This is a genomic window from Leucobacter faecis, assembly GCF_054456695.2.
Map to the genome: position 1 here is coordinate 39009 of NZ_JBTJER020000015.1, position 18468 is coordinate 57476.

Below are 18468 nucleotides of genomic sequence, written 5' to 3' on the forward strand. Positions count from 1 at the left end.
CTTCCCACCCGAACTAGCACGTGCTAGTCTCTGCTGAACGGCCGGAGTTGGCGGCATCCCAGCATCTCGCCTCGCCACGGGCTCACACCCACACCCACACCCAAACCCACTCGCGCGCATACGCAAAGGAGCGAACAATGACCGCAACCGCACGTCTCGGACTCATCGGATCAGGCTGGATCGGCGCGTTTCACGCCGAGACCATCGCCCAACGCATTCCCGGCGCCTGCCTCGCGGCCGTCGCCGACCCGCAACCTGGAGCTGCTGAACGCGTAGCCGCACCACTCGGGGTGACCCGCACGTACCTCGATCCGGCTGACCTGATTGCTGACTCCAACGTCGACGGCGTCGTCATCTCGTCCCCTGCCTTCACTCACACCGACCTCGTAGTCGCAGCGGCGCAGGCCGGCAAGGCCGTGTTCGTCGAGAAACCCATGGCGCTCACCCTCGCCGATGCCGATCGGGCGATTGCTGCCGCTCACACCGCGAGGGTACCCCTGCGCACGGGCTTCAATCGACGCTTTGCCCGAGATTTTGCTGCAGCACGCGAGATCATCGCGTCAGGCGGCGTCGGCACCCCGCAACTCATGCGCTCCGTCACCCGTGACCCGGGGCTCGCAAACCCGGGGGCCGTGAAACCCTGGACCATCTTTCTCGAAACCCTCATTCACGACTTCGACACCCTCAACTGGTTGAACGCGGGTGCCCGGCCTGTCGAGGTGTTCGCGATGGCTGACGCACTCGTTGCGCCCGAGTTCAAGGACGCGGGCCTGCTCGACACGGCGGTCGTGACGATTCGCTACGACAACGGCGCCATGGCAACTGCCGAAGCAAATTTCTCAGCCGCCTACGGCTACGACGTTCGTGGCGAGGTGTTTGGCTCGGCCGGCATGGTCACCGCGGGCGACGTACACGCCTCAAGCGCCCGCCATTTCTCGGCCGCGGGGGCCACAAGCGCCACCACCCGCCTCAACATCGACCTGTTTCATCAGGCTTACACCGATGAGCTCGTTTCGTTTGCCGCGGCGGCGCGCGGCACAGAACACATCAGTGCCGGATCCCGGCTCCCCCTCACCACCCCCGCTTGCGGAGAAGACGCACGCGCCGCTCTCGCCATCGCGCTCGCGTGCATCGCCTCGGTCGATCAGCAGCGCCCCGTCGTGCTGCGGGCCGACGGTACGCTCGCGTAAGGCTCACCCTGCCCACTGCACACTGCACACGCTGTCGCGTCGTCGGCGCACCCTCAGCGCGCCCTTCGCCGCACCGCCACCCCTCTCGCACTAGGAGCACCATGCCTGCCACACCCGAACTACTCGCAACCTGTTGGACCACCGCGGGCACCGCCCTGCCGCTCCCCGACCGCTCGCGCAGCCCGATCGCCCTCGCAGAACGCATCGCCGCCACCGCGCAGGGTGGCTGGCAGGGGTTCGGCCTCGTGCACGCAGACCTCGAGGCGTATCTTGCGGGCCCGGGCACGCTCGCCGACCTTGGCAGCATGCTCGCCGACCACGGCATCAAGCACCTAGAACTCGAACTCATCGAGAACTGGTGGGCGAACGACGACCGCCAGGCCGAATCTGACCGGGTGCGACGCGACATCTTTACCGCCGCCGAGGCGCTGGGCGCGCAAACCATCAAGATCGGCCCCGAAACGACAGGCCGCCCCGTCGACCCGGCACAGTTCGCCGAGAGCTTTGAAGCCCTCGCAGTCGAGGCGGCCGAGCACGGCACGCGCGTCGCCCTCGAGTTCTTGCCGTTCGCCAGCTACGGCGATTCGCTCGAGATGGGCATCGAGCTCGTGACGCAGGTGGCGCACCCGGCGGGCGGGCTGTGCCTCGACATTTGGCACGTCGCCAGGCCAGGCACCGACTATGCCGTCATCGCCGAACGCCTGCCCGGCGAGTACGTCTTCTCGGTCGAGCTCAACGACGCCCACTCTGAGGTGGTGGGCACGCTATTTGAAGACACGATTCACCGCCGCCTGCTGCCCGGCACGGGCAGCTTCGACGTGCCCGCGTTCATTAATGCGGTGCGCGCGACGGGATTCTCGGGCCCGTGGGGTGTCGAAATACTGTCTGACCACCACCGCACGCTGCCGCTGACAGACGGGCTCACGCAGGCCCGCGACGCCGCACTCGCCTGCTTCGCCGAGGCAGACCGCCGGCTCAGTTCCTAACCCGCACGGGCACGCAGCGGCAGCGACAGCGGCAGCGGTGTACTGCCGCCGTGCTTGCCGCCTCGGCGGAGCTAGCCCGCGGTGGTAGACCCGCGCACCTGAGTTGACCGAATTAGTGACCACCTAGATATTGTCTCCTCGGCCAATGATCCCCGGCCAATCATCGGCGCGCAGGCATGGACCCCCTCGGCTTGACTACGCGCACGATCACACGAAGCCACTGAGCTCGGCTCCTGTGCCTGTGCCTGTGCCTGTGTCTGTGTCTGTGTCTGTGTCTGTGTAAGTGTGTGCAAAGTCGGCGCTGCCCACTCGCGCCTATGATTCCGACCTCTGCGCCCATGATTTCGCAGCCAAACAACCGCAGTTTTCGTAGGCGTAGGTCGAAATCGTAGGCATGGGTGAACATGGTCGCGTCGCGTGAACGCGGTGGATCAACCTGCAGCGCCGACTGGCGGTGTTCCCGACACCAGAGCGACTTTCATGTATGCGTTCGAGTGAGATGTATGTAATTGAGGCGGTAAATGGTCACGAAAGCATACATCTCACTCGAACTCATACACGTCAGTCGACGTGGTCACTTGGTTGCGGAACACGGTGCGTTAGTGACCACGTTTGCACCCAAAGACCGCATGAATTCAACACTTTTGATACCGCATGCTGCGAAATCAGCTCCAACCGGTCAACTCAGCTCCTAACCGGCACGGGCCCGCAGCGACGGCGGCAGCGACGGCGGCAGCGACAGCTACAGCTACAGCTACAGCTACAGCGGTGTACTGCCGCCGTGTGTGCCGCCTCGGCGGAGCTAGCCCGCGGTAGTCGACCCGCGCACCACGAGCCGTGGCTCGATGAGCACTTCGAGGCCGCGGTGCGGGTTGGGCGGCACGGCCTGATCCGGAGCCGAATGAGCGGCGGGACCATCGAGCTCCGTGAGCGCGGTGAGCAGCGCGGTCGCGGCGTCGCGGCCGATGCGGCGATTGCCGGGGTCGACGCTCGTGAGCGAGATGCGCGGGATCGCGGCGAGCGTCGTGTCGTCGTAGCCCGCGACGCGGCAGCCGCCGGGCACCGCGATACCGGCCGCCTCGAGCGCGGTGATCGCGCCGATCGCAGCGAGGTCGTTGACGGCAATGATGGCCTCGGGCAGGCGGCCATCGGCGAGCATGCGCTCGACCGCGCGGTGCGCGCCAGCCTCGGTAAAGTCGGCGGTCTCGACCCACGAGTCGGCGGCGAGGCCGCGGCGCTCGATTGACGCGGTGAACGCCGCGGCTCGCGAGGCCGACACCGTACCGCCGCGGCCGCCGACGAGCGCGATGCGCGTGACGCCCTGGTGCGCGAGGTGCGCGACGACGAGGTCGACGCCCGCGTTGTCGTCGCTACGCACGGTGGCGAGGACGTCGGGCGTCGCATCGATCGCGCTGGCAACGACGGTGGGAATCGTGGCCGCAAAGTCGGTGAGCTCAGCGAATCCGGGGATGGTGCCGACCGTGATCAACCCCGAGGGGCGCAGGTCGCGCAGCATCGCAATATTGTCTTGATCGAGCATCGCGGCGCCGTCGCCGTCATCGACCTGGGCACTCACGATCATGGTGCGACGACCAGCGTCGGCAAGCTGCGCCCGCGCTGCCCCCACGATCTCGGCGAACAGCGGGTTATGCAGGTTTGAGACGAGAATCGCGACGAAGTCTCGCTTGCCGGCCGACAGCGACTGTGCGACCAGGTTGGGGCGGTAGCCGAGGCGCTCGGCGGCGTGCAGCACGCGCAGTCGACGCTCTTCGCTCACGTTCTCGCCGCCATTGAAGACCAGCGACACGAGCGACTTCGACACGTCGGCCTCGCGGGCCACATCGCGAATGGTGGGCGGGCGCTGGGGCGCGCTGCGGGGCGCGGCCTGTTGCTGCTTGCGCTGGGGCGCGGCTGCGGCCTTCGTTGGGTCAGTCATGGCACCTCCTTGCACCCGATCATCTTACGGGAGCACGGCCCGACAACCCGCCCCGCGAGCCCCGTCAGGCCCGCCCCGCGAGCCCCGCCCGCCCCGCGAACTACGCGAACGCCGCCTTGAACGCGTCGAGCGCGGCCTCGGGGTCGCCGCTCGCCCACGCCTCCATGCCAATCACGCCGTCGTAGCCCAGCTCGCGCAGTGCTCGTGCGACGGCTTCGTAGCGAATCTCGCCCGTGCCCGGCTCGCACCGGCCCGGCACGTCGGCCACCTGAATCTCGCCGATCCAGGGCAGCGCTTCGGTGACGAGCGACACGAGGTTGCCCTCCCCGATCTGCGCGTGGTACAGGTCGAGGTTGAGCCGCAGGTTGGGGTGATTGACCCCGCGCACGAGCGCGAGCGTGTCAGCGGCACGCGCAAACGGGGTACCCGGGTGATCGACCGCGAGATTGAGGTTCTCGAGCACAAACGTGCGGCCGGCCGCCGTCCCAAGCTCGGCCACCTGGCGCAGCGTCTCGGCGGCGTGCACCCAGTCCTCGCCGCTCACGTCGGAGTGCGCGACGACGGGAATGCCGCCCTCGCCCAGGCCGGTGCCGTGGAGGTTGAGGCGGGGCGAGTCGATGATTTCTGCCGCCGCGAGTGATTCACGGGCAGTGGCGAGCAGCTCGGCCCGGCCCGCAGCCGTCGTCAGATCACCGCGCAGGTACCCGGTCATCGACGAGAACTCAGCCCCGGTCGCCTTCAGCGCCGCGAGGTCCTTATTGCTCCAGTCCCAGATCTCTACGAGGAACCCCCGTTCGTGAATGCGCGCCACGCGCTCCTCGAATGGCAGGTCCAGAAACAGCATCTCGGCGCAGGCCGCCAACCGGTACTTCGTCATGAATATGCTCCCTGTCCCAGACGCCAGCGCGCGGCTAGAGCTCAACCTTGACGGCGACACCCTCGGTGGCCGAGCGCTGCGCGGCATCGGCGAGAATGAGGGCGGCGCGGCCGTCTTCAAATGTGGGGCTCGTCGACGCCTCACCGCGCACCAGCTTCACGAACTCGACGAGCTCGAGCGCGTACGCATCCTTGTAGCGCTCGAGGAAGAACTCGCCGTAGGCGGGCTTCGCTTCGACGGCGTCTGCGGTCGACAGGCTCACGAGGCTCGTCGGCTCGTTCGCGACCTGCAGCATGCCCTTCGCACCAAACGCCTCGATGCGCTGGTCGTAGCCGATCGCGCTGTGGCGCGAGTTGACGATCGTGACGACCGCCCCCGATTCTGCGCGCAGCGTGGTGACCGCGGTGTCAAAGTCGCCGTGCTGCTTCGCACCGGCGTCGAACGCCTGCGTGCCCGTCGCCTGCACCTCGACAATGCCGTCCAAGAAGAAGCGGGCCATGTCGAAGTCGTGAATCGTCATGTCACGGAAGATGCCGCCCGACACCTTCACGTAGTCTGCCGGCGGCGCCGCGGGGTCGCGGCTAATGATGATGAGCTGCTCGAGGTCGCCAATTTCTCCGGCGGCCACGCGGGCACGTGCGCTGGCAAAATCCGGATCAAAGCGGCGGTTGAATCCGAGCGCGACGGGCACACCCGACGAGGCCACGAGCGGGCGCAGCGCGTCGACCCGCGCAATGTCGAGGTCGATGGGCTTCTCGCACAGCACGGGCAGGCCCGCCTTGATCGAAGCCTCGATGAGGTCGACGTGGGTGGGGGTCGGCGATGCGATGAGCACGGCGTCGATCTCGCCCGATGCGATGAGCTCTTCGGGCGAGGCGGTCGCGGTACCACCGAAGCGAGCGACGACACTCTCGGCGCCAGCGATGAACGGGTCTGCGACCCACGACAGGGTGGCTTCGGGCATGGCGGCGATGGTGGCCGCGTGAACCTGGCCGATTCGGCCGGTGCCGATGAGTCCAAAACGTACGGGCTGCTGCGTCATTGCGATCCCCTTGGGGTCTCGATCGCGCCGATTTAGCACGATCTAAATTGATAGGACAATGGAATCATTGTAGGGCCCAAACGGGGCTGCGCCAAGACAAGTGACCACCCAATTTTGCGCGCCAACAACTTCTATCCGCGCCTTGCGCCAGGAAGCTTGGCTTGGTCTCCCAAAAATATGCGCGACTACTTCCGCTTATACCCGACCCAGAAGCGGAATTCGTCGCGCATATTTTATGTTCGTCACGGTTGGACAGCCACGAGTCAGGCACGAGTCAGGCACAAGCGCCTGCAGTTGGGTTTGGTGACGCGATTCACGCCCTAGGCGCGGCCGTCGAATCACGCTGCACCAACCGCGGCGTGAAGCTGCGCGACTCGATCCGGCTCGTGTCACCCTCGAGCTTTGCGGCGAGCGCGTGCCCCGCGGCCTCGCCTAGCTCTCGCGGGTCGCCGCTCACCGTGGTGAGCGAGACGAGCCCGTAGCTCGCGAGCGGCGAGTCGTCGTACCCTACGACCGAGAGATCCTGCGGTACCGCGAGCCCCAGCTCGCGCGCAGCCCCAATGACGCCCGCCGCCATCGGGTCATTTACGGCAAAAACTGCGGCCGGTGGCGCTTCGAGCGACCCCGCGCCCCGCGGAGGACTCGCCGCGAGCAGCCCGCGCGCGACCTCGCGGGCGGCGGCCTCGCCCGTGTTGGGGGCGCGCAGTACGGTGGGCGTGAGGCCGAGCTCGCGCATGGCCTCGGTGTAGCCGCGCTCGCGCTGCGCCGCGCTCGCCCCGGGGCCCGACACGCACGCGATGGCACGGTGGCCGAGCTGCGCGAGATGCCGCGTCGCAATGCGGCCGCCCTCGACCTCGTCGCTGTGCACCACGGGCAGCTGCGGCAGCTCACTCTCGAGCGCGCGCACGCCGAGCACGACGGCCGGAATACCGCTGCGAGCAACCGCGGCGGCCGCAGCCTCGCCCGCGAGCACGAGGCCGTCGACACGCAGCGACGCAAACGCCTCGAGCGGGTCGACGCCCAGGTGGGCGTTGAGGTGCGCGTCGGCGACGCTGAGCGTGTACCCGCCCGCGGCGAGCGCCTGGCGCAGGCCCGCCAGCGCCTCGACGAACCAGAGGTTGGCGAAATCGTCAATCACCACGCCGACGCTGCGGGTGCGGGTGCCCGCGAGGCCGGCGGCGAGGCGACTCGGCGTGTAGTTCAGCGCGGCAGCGGCGGCCAGCACGGCCTCGCGTTTTTCTGCGCTCACCCGGGGCGAGCCGCGCAGCACGAGCGAGACGAGGGACTTTGAGACGCCCGCGCGTTCGGCGACATCGTAGATCGTGGCTCGCTTTGCGGTGGCCATGTCGACTTCTCCTCTCGCGTGCTGTGAGCGCGTGTTGTTCGTGTTGTGCGTGCGTGCGTGTTGTTCGTGCGTGCTGTGACGCGTTTCGCGGCCGCCCCTCAAGACACGCTGAATTCATATTGACAGAACAATTCGATTCGGGTTACCGTAATCTCCATTGGAGCGCTCCAACGATGGGTCTAACGCTATCGCCTGCGCCCCCTTCGTCGCAACGACGCAATCGAAAGGACCACCCGTGACCACATCAATCGGCGTAGCCGTCATCGGCGCCGGCATGGCGGGCAAGGCACACGCCGCCGCCTACCGCGCAGCCTCCACCGTCTACAGCCCCACACTGCCCGAGATTCGCCTCGTCGCGATCGGCGACGTGTACGCCCCGCTAGGCCAAGAAGCGGCAAAGCGGTTTGGCTTCGAACGCCACGAGAGCGACTGGCGCGCCATCGCAGCCGCCGACGACATCGACGTGGTGAGCGTCGTCGTCGCCAATTCCCTGCACCGCGAGATCGTGGCGGGCCTGCTCGCCGCGGGCAAGCATGTGCTCTGCGAGAAGCCGCTGAGTGACACCATCGAAGACGCCCGTGCCATGGCGGCAGACGCTCGCGCGGCTGCCGAGCGCGGCATCGTCGCCCGCATCGGGTTCAGTTACCTGCGCTCCCCCGGCATCGCGTTCATGCGCCAGCTCATTGACGACGGCCGACTCGGTGAGGTGCTGCACTTCTCGGGCCGCTACTGGACGGACTACGGCTGCCGCCCCGACGCCCCCATCAGCTGGCGTTACCAGGGCCCCGCGGGGTCGGGCGCGCTGGGCGACGTGGGCAGCCACCTCAGCTACATCGCCGAGTACCTGTGCGGTGAGGTGCAAGAGGTCTCGGGTGGCCGGTTCCACACGTCCATCACCGAGCGGCCAAAGCCGCTGGGGCAGGTCGTGGGGCACACCCGCGGTAACGTCAGCGACGAGACCGCGCCCGTCACCAACGACGACTACGCCACCTTCAACGCAAAGTTTGAGCGCTGCGTGGGCACCCTCGAGGTGTCGCGCGTCGCGGCGGGCCACCCCAACGACCTGTTCCTCGAGGTGTTTGGCTCAAAGGGTGCCGCCCGCTGGGCGCAGACAAACCCGTCACAGGTGGAGGTCATGCTGCACGACGAGCAGGGCGACCTCGCCGGCTACCGCACCGTGCCGCTCGGCCCGGCCCACCCCGGCTACGCGGGCGGCTGGGCGATGGACGCCCCCGGCGTCGGTATCGGCCAGAACGACCTGTTCGTGCACCAGGCACGCGCGTTTCTCGAGGAGGTCGCGGGGCTGCCCGAGGCCGAGTCGCTGCCGCGCTGCCGCACCTTCGACGACGGCGTGCACAACATGGAGTTTCTCGCGGCGGTCGCCGAGTCGGCCGCACAGAACGGCCAGGCCGTCGCAGTCTAAGCGCGGCCGCAGCTCAACTTACGAATCGAAAGCAGCACACACCATGAAACTTGGCGTCTACAACGCGATCCTGCATGACCGCAGCCTCCCCGAAGCAATCGCGGTCGTGCAGCGCCTCGGCCTCACCGGCATCGAGCTGAACTCGGGCGGGTTTCTGCCCGCCCAGCACATTCCCACCCTCGACGAGATTCTCGTCTCTGACACCGCGCGCGACGACTTTCTCGGCCTGTTCGAGGGCACGGGCGTGAGCCCGGCGGGCCTCAACTGCAACGGCAACCCGCTGCACCCCAAGGCCGCGATCGGCGACGCGCACGCCCACGACGTGCGCCGCTCGATCCAGCTTGCCCAGCGGCTCGGGCAGGATCGGGTCGTTACGATGTCGGGGCTGCCCGGCGGCGAGCCCGGTGCGAGCGTCACGAACTGGGTCGTCAACGCCTGGAACTCCGCTGCGCTCGACGTGCTCGACTACCAGTGGGACGTCGCGGCAAAGTTTTGGCGCGAGACCGACCGGTTCGCCGCCGAGTACGGCGTGAAGGTCGCGCTCGAGCTGCACCCGCAGAACCTCGTGTTCAACTCGGCCGACGTGCACAAACTGATCGAGCTCACCGGCGCCACACACGTGGGCGTTGAGCTCGACGCCTCGCACCTGTTCTGGCAGCAGATGGATCCCGTCACGGTGGTGCGCCACCTCGGCGAGCTCGTGTTCCACGCCGCAGCCAAAGACGTGCGCGTGAACCCCGAGTGGGCGAGCATCAACGGCGTGCTCGACAACTCGTTCCGCCGACTTGCGCCGAACGAGCCGCGCACCAACCTGGGTGGCGACGAGTGGGCCAACGAGTGGCCCAAGAACTCGGCGTGGGACTTCGTGGCGCTCGGCCGCGGCCACGACACCGCGTTCTGGACCGAGTTCTTGCGCGCGCTGCGCGAGGTCGACCCCGAGATGTGGGTCAACATCGAGCACGAAGACGTCTCGCTCGGCCGCATTGAGGGCCTCGAGGTCGCCGCGCAGGTGCTGCGCGACGCCGACACCGCACTCACGGCCTCGCTGTAACCGGCCTCGGCCAGGTTGCAGCCGACGTGTGCTCCGGATCAGCTCTTGCGATCCGGAGCACACGCAGCAAGCACGAAGCACCCGGGCCACACCGCAGGCCCCCGCTCACGGGCCGCAGGCAACCCGCGTACCCTTGAGGGATGCCTTCCCTCTACGACGCTGCCCTCAAGCTCGACATCTCGCTCGAAATGGCGAAGCGTCACGGCCTGCCCGCGCACCTAACTCAGGCCGAGCTCGACGAGATCGACCAAAACCCGCCCGCCTGGCTCGCGCAGTCGCGCGCCAACCGCACCGGCAAGAAGCCCGTCTGGGTGACGCTCGAGTGCGCGGTCTGCGGGTACGCCGAGCAGGCCCGCCCCAAGAAGTGGTGGCCCGAGTTCACCATGCTCGCCTGCTTCGACCACGACCTCAGTGAGCTGCCAAAGCCCGCGGATGCTGGCGCGCACCGCGAGTTCACCTACGGCGTGGGCTCTCGCTTCACCGGCGTCGTCGACGCTACCGCGGAGTAGCGCGGTCACGCTCACCTCGCCTCGCGCCTGCAACGGCCCTGGAATAGAACCCGTCGGCTACACTTCTACTTGATACACAAACGTGCTCCGGGGTCGGTGAAATTCCGAACCGGCGGTGATAGTCCGCGACCCGAGGCCCGCAAGGGCCAAGGTTGAACCGGTGAAACTCCGGTACCGACAGTTACAGTCTGGATGAGAGAAGCACGGGCGTGGGAGCAATTGGCGTAGGCACGACCCTGCGCGCACCCGCGTTCTCCTCGGCTGCATCGACGAGAGGAGAAACATTGCACTGGCTGATCGACGCCTTCAACTCCCACTGGGTGCTGCCCGGCGGGCAGACTCTGCTCGTGCGCGAGGTGGTCGGCAACGCGTTCGGGCTCGCGAGCGCGTTCGGCGGCATGCGCCGCAAGATCTGGGCCTGGCCCGTGGGCATCGTGGGCAATCTGCTGTTGCTCACCGTGTTTCTCGGCTCAATTCTCGCCCCGGATCATGCCCTACCGAGCCTGCTCGGCCAGGCTGGCAGGCAGGTCATGTTCATCACGGTCGCGATCTACGGTTGGGTGCGCTGGCGGCAGGCAAGCCGAGACAGTAGCGGTGGCGGTGGCGGCCAGGTGACCCCGCGCTGGGCGTCGAACGGCACCCGCGTGGGGCTCGTGCTCGCGCTCGTGCTGGGTACGGTCGCGCTGACCCCACTGTTTCGCGCGCTCGGGTCATGGGATCCGGTGTGGGCCGACGCGTGGACCTTCGTAGGCTCGCTGCTCGCCACCTACGGCATGGCGAAGGGGTGGACGGAGTTCTGGCTGATCTGGATCGCCGTCGACATCGTCGGCGTGCCCCTGCTGTTTAGCTCGGGCTACTACGCGACAGGTCTCATGTATGTCTTCTACGGCGCGTTCACCGCGGTCGGCTTCGTCGTGTGGGCCCGCGCCCAACAGGGCGCGAAGCCCCGCATCGACCGGGTCATGCCCGACCCCAGGGTGAGCCCGGCGCTCGAAGACGCCCGGGCCCACTGATCCGGATCACAAAGCAGCCTACGACTGCACGTAGATTGCGCCGGTGGTGACGTCTTCCTCGAGCTTCTCGAGGCTCACGCCGCGGCTTTCGGGCACGAAACGCCACACGAACGTGAGCGCCACGAGACCGATCGCGGCGAAGATGAAGAACGAGCCGGTGATGCCAATGCCGGCCACGAGTGACGGGAAGTAGAGCGCGAGAAATCCGTTCGTCGCCCAGCCAAAGAATACCGAGATGCCAATGCCCATGCCGCGCATGTGCAGCGGGAAGATCTCTGCGAGCCACACCCACACGGCGACGTTCAAGAACGTCTGCATCGAAGCAACAAAGCCGACCACGAGCACGAGGATCACGTAGGGGCGTGCCGGGTTGTCGTCGGCGAGCAGCATGGAGGCGACGCCCACGAGGCAGTGGAACGTGGTCGTGAGTGACAGGCCGATGAGGAAGGTCTTACGGCGGTCGATCCGGTCCATGTTGCGCAGCGCGATGATGCCGCCGATCACAGCGACCACGCCGAACGCGATGTTGGCGAGCACCGCCTGCTGCTCAGACATGCCCGACTCTTCGAGCACGCGGGTGCCGTAGTACATGATCGAGTTGATGCCGGTGAGCTGCTGCATCATGCTCACGCCGATGCCGATCAGCACAATGCGAAACAGCCACTTGTTCGTCAGGATCGCCTTGAGCCCCGTGTGAGCGGCGGTCTTCTCGGCCTCGCCGATCGCCTTCACCTCGGCGAGTTCTGCGGCGGCACGATCGGCGGGGCGCACGGTCTTGAGCACCGCGAGTGCCTCAGCGTGGCGGCCCTTCTCGACCAGCCAGCGTGGCGACTCGGGCATGCGCAGCATGCCGAAGAACAGGAATACGGCGGGCACCGCGCACACCGCGAACATGATGCGCCAGACCCCGTCGAGGTGGCCGCCGAGGGTGGTCGCGATGATGGCGTTGATCACAAAGGCGGCGAGCTGGCCCGAGACGATGGCCAGCTCGTTGCGGCCCGTAATCGAGCCGCGAATTTCGTAGGGCGCGAGCTCGGCGAGGTACACGGGCACCACGGTTGAGGCGCCGCCCACGGCGAGCCCGAGCATGATGCGCCCGCCCACCAGCATCGAGAACCCGAGCGTGGTGTGGGTGCCGTGCTCGGGCCCGCCCGGCGAGAAGATGACGAGCATGGTGCCGAGGAAGAACAGCACGGCCAACAGAATAATGGTCTTGCGTCGCCCCACACTGTCAGAGAGGCGGCCACCGACGAGCCCACCCACGGCTGCGGCAAACACGAGCGAACTGATCACCAGACCGAGCTGAATGTTTGAGAGCCCCAGCTCGAGCTGCATGGGTCCTTCTGCACCATTTGCCACCCCGGTGTCGTAACCGAAAAGCAACCCGCCGAAGCAGGCGATGATGGAAATGACGCCCAGGCGCCTGCTGTGTGGACCGGTACTGAGTGGCGGCAGCGTCTTGCGGGATGCGCTAGGTGCACCTGCTGACATGAGGGGACTCCTTTGTCTGTTGCGCCCGGCGGGTTACGCACGGGCACCCCCACCCTAACAATGTCATGTCAAAAGGACAAAATAGCCAGTCGCGCATTATTTTGCGAATCGGCCGCGCACACGGGTGGGTCTTGTGTTCTAGCGCACGCGAACGGCCTCAAATTTATCGTTTGGGTCTGGCGACATAGATCGCACCGGTGCGCACGTCTTCTTCGAGCGCCTCAAGCGTGCGGCCACGTGTCTCTGGCAGGCAGCGCCACACAAACAGCAGGGCGAGCGCCCCGACGGCGGCGAAGAGAAAGAAGGTGCCGGTGATGCCAACTGCGGCGACGAGCGACAAGAAGTAGAGCGACAAGAAGCCGTTCGTAACCCAGAGCGCAAACACCGAGACCCCCATGCCAAACCCGCGCATGTGCAGTGGGAAGATCTCTGAAAGATACACCCAGGTCGCGACATTCAAGAACGTCTGCATAGACCCGACGAAGATGACCACGAGGGTGAGAATCACCCAGGGCCGAGCTGGGTTATCAATCGCGAGCGTCATCGACGCGACCCCAATCAGCAGGTGGCTCACGGTCGTCAGAGAGAAGCCCGCTATGAATGTCTTGCGCCGGTCGAAGCGATCCATCATCGCAAGCGCGATGACAGCACCGATCACCGCGATTGCCCCCGGTGCAATGTTGGCGATGAGCGCCGCGCTCTCATCAAAGCCAGATTCAACCAGCACCGTCTGGCCGAAGTACATGATCGAGTTGATGCCGGTGAGCTGCTGCGCAACGCCCACCCCAATGCCGATGAGCACGATTTTCAACAGGTTCTTGTTCGCAAAGATTGCACGCCAGCCCAGCTGCGAGCCGCCGTTCTCTACCACCGTGACACTCGTAAGCTCAGTGAACTCGGCGACCGCCCGGTCTTCAGGGCGCACGGTTTTGAGCACCGCAAGAGCGTCATCGACACGACCCTTGTCGACGAGCCACCGGGGCGACTCGGGCATGCGCAGCATGCCGAAGAAGAGCACAATCGCCGGGAGCGCGCAGATTGCGAACATGATGCGCCACACGCCCTCGATGTGCCCCAACGTGTTACCGATGATGGCGTTAATAATGAAGGCCGCCAGCTGGCCCACAACGATCATGAGCTCATTGCGCCCCGAGAGGGAGCCGCGAATCTCATAGGGCGCCATCTCTGCGAGAAAAACGGGCACCACGGTCGAGGCGCCGCCGACCGCAAGACCCAAGAAGACGCGTCCGAGCACGAGCATGCCGAGGCCCGGCGCAGCAACCACGAAGATTGTGCCGACGAAGAAAATGACCGCCAGCAAGATGATGGCTTTGCGACGACCCCACCCGTCTGACAGTCGACCGCACAGCATTGCGCCGATCGCCGCGGCGAACACGAGAGCGCTCGTGGCGACACCTTCGGTGAACGGGGTGAGCCCCAGCTCGGCCGCCATCGGGCGCAGTGCGCCGTTAATCACGCCCGTGTCATAGCCAAACAGCAAGCCGCCGAACGTCGCGATCAGCGCGACCACTCCGAGCCGCTTCTTGTGCGGCCCATTCGTGAGCGCGGGCAGCAGACCCCCCTGGGGCTGGGTGTGGGCGGCCATTACTGACTCCTTCGTCGTGCCCGGCGCCGCAGGAGAACTGCCGGGCCGTGCTTCGTCGTATTCACGCCGACGAGCTTATTTCGTAGCGCTTTCCCGCAGCATAACAATGTCCTGTCAAACGAACAAAATGGGGCGACACACTCGCGCCACGGCGCTCCTTGACCCTTAGCTGATTTGTTCACACAATTGAACAAAGTTGTCGGCGGCTCTAGGCTGTACAAGTGATGACGATGCTGCCCACCCTCCCCGCCGTCGCGTGGGCCCTGCTCGCCGTCGCCGCGCTGCTCGTCGGCTTCTCGAAAACCGCAGTGCCCGGCATCAACACGATCTCGATCGCGATCTTTGCGGCGGTGCTGCCCGCCCGCGCGTCGACGGGCGCGCTTCTGCTGCTCTTGATCGTCGGCGACGTGTTCGCCCTCATCACCTACCGTCGCCACGCCGACTGGGGCACACTCGTGCGGCTGATCCCCGCGGTCGTCGCGGGCGTCGCACTCGGCGCCGTCTTTCTCGCGTTCGCCGACGATGGTTCGGTGCGCCGCGTCATCGGCGTGATCCTGCTGCTCGTGATCGCAGTCACGCTGTGGCAGCGGGCCAGATCGGCGCGTGGATCCGGCGCTTCAGGCACCGGATCAGGGCCTGTCGCGCGCAGTGGCTACGGCGCGCTGGGCGGGTTCACGACCATGGTCGCGAACGCCGGGGGCCCCGTGATGTCGATGTACTTTCTTGCCGCGCGGTTTCCCGTGAAGGCGTTTTTGGGCACCGCGGCCTGGTTCTTCGCCGTCATCAACCTCGCGAAGGTGCCCGTCTCGATCGGCCTGGGGCTCATCACCCCGAGCGCACTCGTGCTTGACGCCGTACTCGCCCCGGCCGTGATCGTGGGGGCGCTCGCCGGGCGCCGGATCGCCGCGCGCATGAAGCAGCAGACCTTTGACTGGGCCGTGATCGTGTGCACAGTACTCGGGGCGGTGTACCTGCTGGTCGCGTAGACCGCGAGACGAGGATCGCGCGTAGGGTGGAGCGGTGACCTCAACCCCCTCGACGCTCCAGGCCCTGCGCAAGCCGCGGCTCCTCACCACCGAGGTGCTCGCGGGCGTTGTCACGACGCTCGCTCTGATTCCCGAGGTGATCTCGTTCTCGGTGATCGCCGGCGTTGACCCCAAAGTGAGCCTCATCGCCTCGGTCGTGCTCGCCGTATCGATGTCGATCCTGGGCGGCAGGCCCGCCATGATCACGGCCGCCGCAGGCGCCGTCGCGCTCGTCGTCGCCCCGCTCACCCGTGAACACGGGGTCGAGTACCTGCTGCCCGCCGTCGTGCTGGCGGGCCTCGTGCAGATCTTGTTTGGCGTGCTGGGGCTCGCACGCCTCATGCGGTTCATTCCACGCTCGGTGATGATCGGCTTCGTGAACGCACTGGGCATCTTGATCTTTACCGCGCAGCTGCCGCATGTGATTGGCGTGCCGTGGCTCGTGTACTCCTTGTTTGCGCTCACCTTGCTCATTGTGATCGTGCTACCGCGGGTCACCTCGGCCGTGCCGGCGCCACTCGTCGCGATCATGGTCGTGACCGCCATCGTGATGGTTGCCCACCTGACCGTGCCGACGGTCGGCGACCAGGGCCCCGTCTCTGGCGGGCTCCCCGGGATCACGCCGTGGCTTGCACCGCTCAACCTTGAGACCCTGTCGATCGTATGGCCGACCGCTCTAAGTATCGCGTTCGTGGGCCTCATGGAGACGCTCCTCACCGCGAAACTCGTCGACGATATGACAGGCACCCGCTCACACAAGGGCCGCGAGTCGTGGGCCCTCGGCGTCGCCAACATTCTGGCGGGCTTTTGGGGCGGCATCGCGGGCTGTGCCATGATCGGGCAGACGATGGTGAACGTCAAACTGGGGCGGGCGCGCACCAGAGTTTCAACGTTTGTGGCGGGAGTATTCTTGCTCGCGCTCATCACAGTGTTCAGCGATGTGATGGAGCGGATTCCGATGGTCGCGCTCGCGGCGATCATGATGGTGGTCGCCGTAACGACCATCGACTTTCACAGCGTGCGGCCCGCGACCCTCAAACGCATGCCGCGCTCGGAGACGTTCGTGATGTTGGCCACCGTGGCCATCGTCGTCGCCACGGGCAATCTCGCAATCGGCGTGGGTGCCGGGGTGCTGATCGCGATGGTACTGTTTGCGCGCCGGGTGGCCCACGTCGTTACGGTCACGCGCGTCGCACATGCCGATGCCGTTATATATGCGGTGCGCGGGCCGCTCTTCTTTGGCAGCAGCAACGACCTGGTCGAACAGTTCACCTACGCGGACGATGCGTTGCCGGTCACCATCGACTTTTCGGCGGCGCAGATCTGGGATGCCTCTACCGTTGCGGCTCTGGATTCGGTGCAGTCGAAGTATGCAGAGCACGGCACTCAGGTGACTTTCGTCGGACTTGACGCCCGCTCAAGCGGTTTGCGCGATCGCCTCAGCGGATTTCTCGGGTGACTTTTCAGGAAGCCACAGGCATCGTCGCGTAGTGTTCTCGATCGACCAACACGCAGACTTGATCGAGGGGGGCCTGCCATCATGCCACAGGCTTCGTGCAGCGAGTGCGTAACCGAGCGCGTACTGCCTGCGCACGCCGTTGCCACCCTGCGCTCACGCGACTATGACTTGCGGCCCGTGTCAGACGTTCAGTACGCGGAGGTGGGTGCGCACAAGCCGCTCGAACCGTCGGGCTGGTTTCAGCGAGTAATCGCTTCTGTGCTCAGTGACGGGATCCTCGAGCCGATCCTCGCCACCCACGGCCCACAAGGTCTAGAGCTCATCGATGGGAACCATCGCGCCTGGGCTGCCGCCCACCACGGCTTAGATGCCCCCGTTCGCATATTCACGCCGGCGTGTGGCGACTGCACCGAAGAGTCCTTCGCGGTCGCCGCGATGGCAGGCACCGCCGAGCGCGGCTGGAAATACTAAGGGCCCACCCCGTAACGGGCAGGCCCTCAAGTACACCCACATCAGCACCGCCCGTGGGCAGCGCTGGGTGCCGTTACGCGCCCGCGATCAGCTCGCGTAGCTTCGCCAGCTGCGAGCGTGAGTACTCGTCGGCGCGCTCGTCCTCTGCAAACACGTTCGACACGATCAGCGCGTCCTCGCGGTCGAGGTAGCCGCTCGCTTTGAGTGTGCCGAACAGCTCATCCCAGTTCACGTCGCCGTCGCCGATCGCGAGGTGCTGGTGCACGCGCACCGCGTTACCGGGCGGATTCGTGATGTAGCGCAGCCCGTTCGAACGATTGTGGTCAAACGTGTCTGCGGCGTAGACCGCGCCCAGGCGATCCCCCAGCTCGGGAATGAGCGTTGTAGCCCGGTCGCCCATGTGGAACGAGTGCGAGGCAACGTAAACAAAACCCACCTGCGTCGAGTCAAGCCCACGAATAATGCGCCATGCTTCAAGGCCGTCCTCGACGAAATCGTCGGGGTGCGGGTCAATGTTGAGCTGAACCCCCGCGCGCTCAAGCACGGGAATCAGCTCCTCCATCGACTTGTAGAAGCCAGCCTCGGAGTCTTCCGAGCGCTCGGGCCGACCCGAAAACTCGGTGTTGACCATCGGCACCTCGAGCTCTGACGCGACCTCAATGTAGCGCTTCATGTTGCGCACCGCGGCTTCACGCTGCGGCTCCTCGGGCCACGAGAAGCGCTGCACGGGTAGCACCGACGTGATCGTCACGCCGGCGTCTGCCGCCCTCTTCTTGAGCGTCTGCAGCATTCCGGTGTCGACCTTCGGGTAGTGAAAGTGACGCCCAAAGTCGGGGTTGGGGGTGAGCTGCAAGTACTCATAGCCCAGGCGGGCGACGAGGTCAGGGAAGTCGAGCAGGTGCACCGTGTTGTTGTACGGCGTTGGGTCAAGTGCAATGCGTACCATCGTGACTCCTTAGGAAGGGGGTGGATTCTGATTCTTCTATGTTTGTCAACTCGCCAGTTGAGGGGCGGCCGCGGCGTTCAACTGCCGAAACACTTGAC

General features: G+C 66.2%; 16 protein-coding genes and 1 riboswitch. Of the genes, 9 read left to right on the top strand and 7 right to left on the bottom strand.

Going from position 1 to position 18468, the window contains the following annotated elements; translation table 11 throughout:
- Positions 1–137: 137 nt before the first annotated feature.
- Together ACXR2W_RS12995 and ACXR2W_RS13000 are read left to right on the top strand one after the other, a co-directional pair.
- A complete protein-coding gene (locus tag ACXR2W_RS12995; protein ID WP_458816485.1) occupies positions 138–1190 on the top strand; it encodes a Gfo/Idh/MocA family oxidoreductase in 1053 nt (350 codons plus the stop codon).
- Positions 1191–1291: 101 nt separating this feature from the next.
- Positions 1292–2176, top strand: coding sequence for a sugar phosphate isomerase/epimerase family protein (locus ACXR2W_RS13000; protein ID WP_458816483.1), 885 nt, complete (start codon positions 1292–1294; stop codon positions 2174–2176).
- An 802-nt stretch (positions 2177–2978) separates the two neighbouring features.
- Here the strand turns inward: ACXR2W_RS13000 and ACXR2W_RS13005 are convergent.
- The 4 genes from ACXR2W_RS13005 to ACXR2W_RS13020 all read right to left on the bottom strand — a co-directional run bounded on the left by ACXR2W_RS13005 (position 2979) and on the right by ACXR2W_RS13020 (position 7376).
- Positions 2979–4112 (bottom strand): LacI family DNA-binding transcriptional regulator, encoded by a 1134-nt coding sequence (locus ACXR2W_RS13005; protein WP_458816481.1) that lies wholly within the window; start codon positions 4110–4112, stop codon positions 2979–2981.
- Positions 4113–4212: 100 nt separating this feature from the next.
- Entirely contained in the window at positions 4213–4989 is a 777-nt protein-coding gene (locus tag ACXR2W_RS13010) for a TIM barrel protein (RefSeq protein WP_458816479.1), read from the bottom strand.
- Between the two features lie 34 nt (positions 4990–5023).
- Positions 5024–6031, bottom strand: coding sequence for an inositol 2-dehydrogenase (iolG, locus tag ACXR2W_RS13015; protein ID WP_458816477.1), 1008 nt, complete (start codon positions 6029–6031; stop codon positions 5024–5026).
- A gap of 313 nt (positions 6032–6344) precedes the next feature.
- A complete protein-coding gene (locus ACXR2W_RS13020; protein WP_458816475.1) occupies positions 6345–7376 on the bottom strand; it encodes a LacI family DNA-binding transcriptional regulator in 1032 nt (343 codons plus the stop codon).
- A gap of 235 nt (positions 7377–7611) precedes the next feature.
- Here ACXR2W_RS13020 and ACXR2W_RS13025 point away from each other — a divergent pair, with 235 nt between their 5' ends.
- The 4 genes from ACXR2W_RS13025 to pnuC all read left to right on the top strand — a co-directional run bounded on the left by ACXR2W_RS13025 (position 7612) and on the right by pnuC (position 11372).
- Positions 7612–8799 carry a Gfo/Idh/MocA family protein gene (locus tag ACXR2W_RS13025; RefSeq protein WP_458816473.1) on the top strand — a complete coding sequence of 396 codons (1188 nt, stop codon included), beginning with the start codon at positions 7612–7614 and terminating at the stop codon, positions 8797–8799.
- Between the two features lie 43 nt (positions 8800–8842).
- The gene (locus ACXR2W_RS13030) at positions 8843–9850 is read left to right on the top strand and encodes a sugar phosphate isomerase/epimerase family protein (RefSeq protein ID WP_458816471.1); all 1008 of its coding nucleotides are present in this window, start codon (positions 8843–8845) and stop codon (positions 9848–9850) included.
- A gap of 140 nt (positions 9851–9990) precedes the next feature.
- Positions 9991–10359 carry a hypothetical protein gene (locus ACXR2W_RS13035; protein ID WP_458816469.1) on the top strand — a complete coding sequence of 123 codons (369 nt, stop codon included), beginning with the start codon at positions 9991–9993 and terminating at the stop codon, positions 10357–10359.
- Between the two features lie 79 nt (positions 10360–10438).
- Positions 10439–10567: riboswitch (FMN riboswitch) on the top strand.
- 76 nt (positions 10568–10643) lie between these two features.
- The gene (gene pnuC / locus ACXR2W_RS13040) at positions 10644–11372 is read left to right on the top strand and encodes a nicotinamide riboside transporter PnuC (RefSeq protein WP_458816547.1); all 729 of its coding nucleotides are present in this window, start codon (positions 10644–10646) and stop codon (positions 11370–11372) included.
- A gap of 18 nt (positions 11373–11390) precedes the next feature.
- On the opposite strand, the gene ACXR2W_RS13045 is transcribed toward pnuC, so the two are convergent.
- Both ACXR2W_RS13045 and ACXR2W_RS13050 read right to left on the bottom strand, forming a co-directional pair.
- Positions 11391–12863, bottom strand: a complete 1473-nt coding sequence (locus tag ACXR2W_RS13045; RefSeq protein ID WP_458816467.1) for a sugar porter family MFS transporter — start codon at positions 12861–12863, stop codon at positions 11391–11393.
- Positions 12864–13026: 163 nt separating this feature from the next.
- Positions 13027–14469, bottom strand: coding sequence for a sugar porter family MFS transporter (locus ACXR2W_RS13050; RefSeq protein WP_458816465.1), 1443 nt, complete (start codon positions 14467–14469; stop codon positions 13027–13029).
- Positions 14470–14693: 224 nt separating this feature from the next.
- On the opposite strand from ACXR2W_RS13050, the gene ACXR2W_RS13055 reads away from it, so the two are divergent.
- From ACXR2W_RS13055 to ACXR2W_RS13065, 3 genes are all read left to right on the top strand, one after another.
- Positions 14694–15455 carry a sulfite exporter TauE/SafE family protein gene (locus ACXR2W_RS13055; RefSeq protein ID WP_458816545.1) on the top strand — a complete coding sequence of 254 codons (762 nt, stop codon included), beginning with the start codon at positions 14694–14696 and terminating at the stop codon, positions 15453–15455.
- Positions 15456–15489: 34 nt separating this feature from the next.
- Positions 15490–16953: a SulP family inorganic anion transporter gene (locus ACXR2W_RS13060; protein WP_458816463.1), complete on the top strand. Its 1464-nt coding sequence runs from the start codon at positions 15490–15492 to the stop codon at positions 16951–16953.
- Positions 16954–17034: 81 nt separating this feature from the next.
- On the top strand, positions 17035–17424 hold the full coding sequence (locus ACXR2W_RS13065) for a hypothetical protein (RefSeq protein WP_458816461.1): 390 nt from the start codon (positions 17035–17037) through the stop codon (positions 17422–17424).
- A gap of 73 nt (positions 17425–17497) precedes the next feature.
- Here ACXR2W_RS13065 and ACXR2W_RS13070 read toward each other — a convergent pair whose 3' ends face one another.
- Positions 17498–18370: a sugar phosphate isomerase/epimerase family protein gene (locus ACXR2W_RS13070; RefSeq protein ID WP_458816459.1), complete on the bottom strand. Its 873-nt coding sequence runs from the start codon at positions 18368–18370 to the stop codon at positions 17498–17500.
- Positions 18371–18468 lie beyond the last annotated feature (98 nt).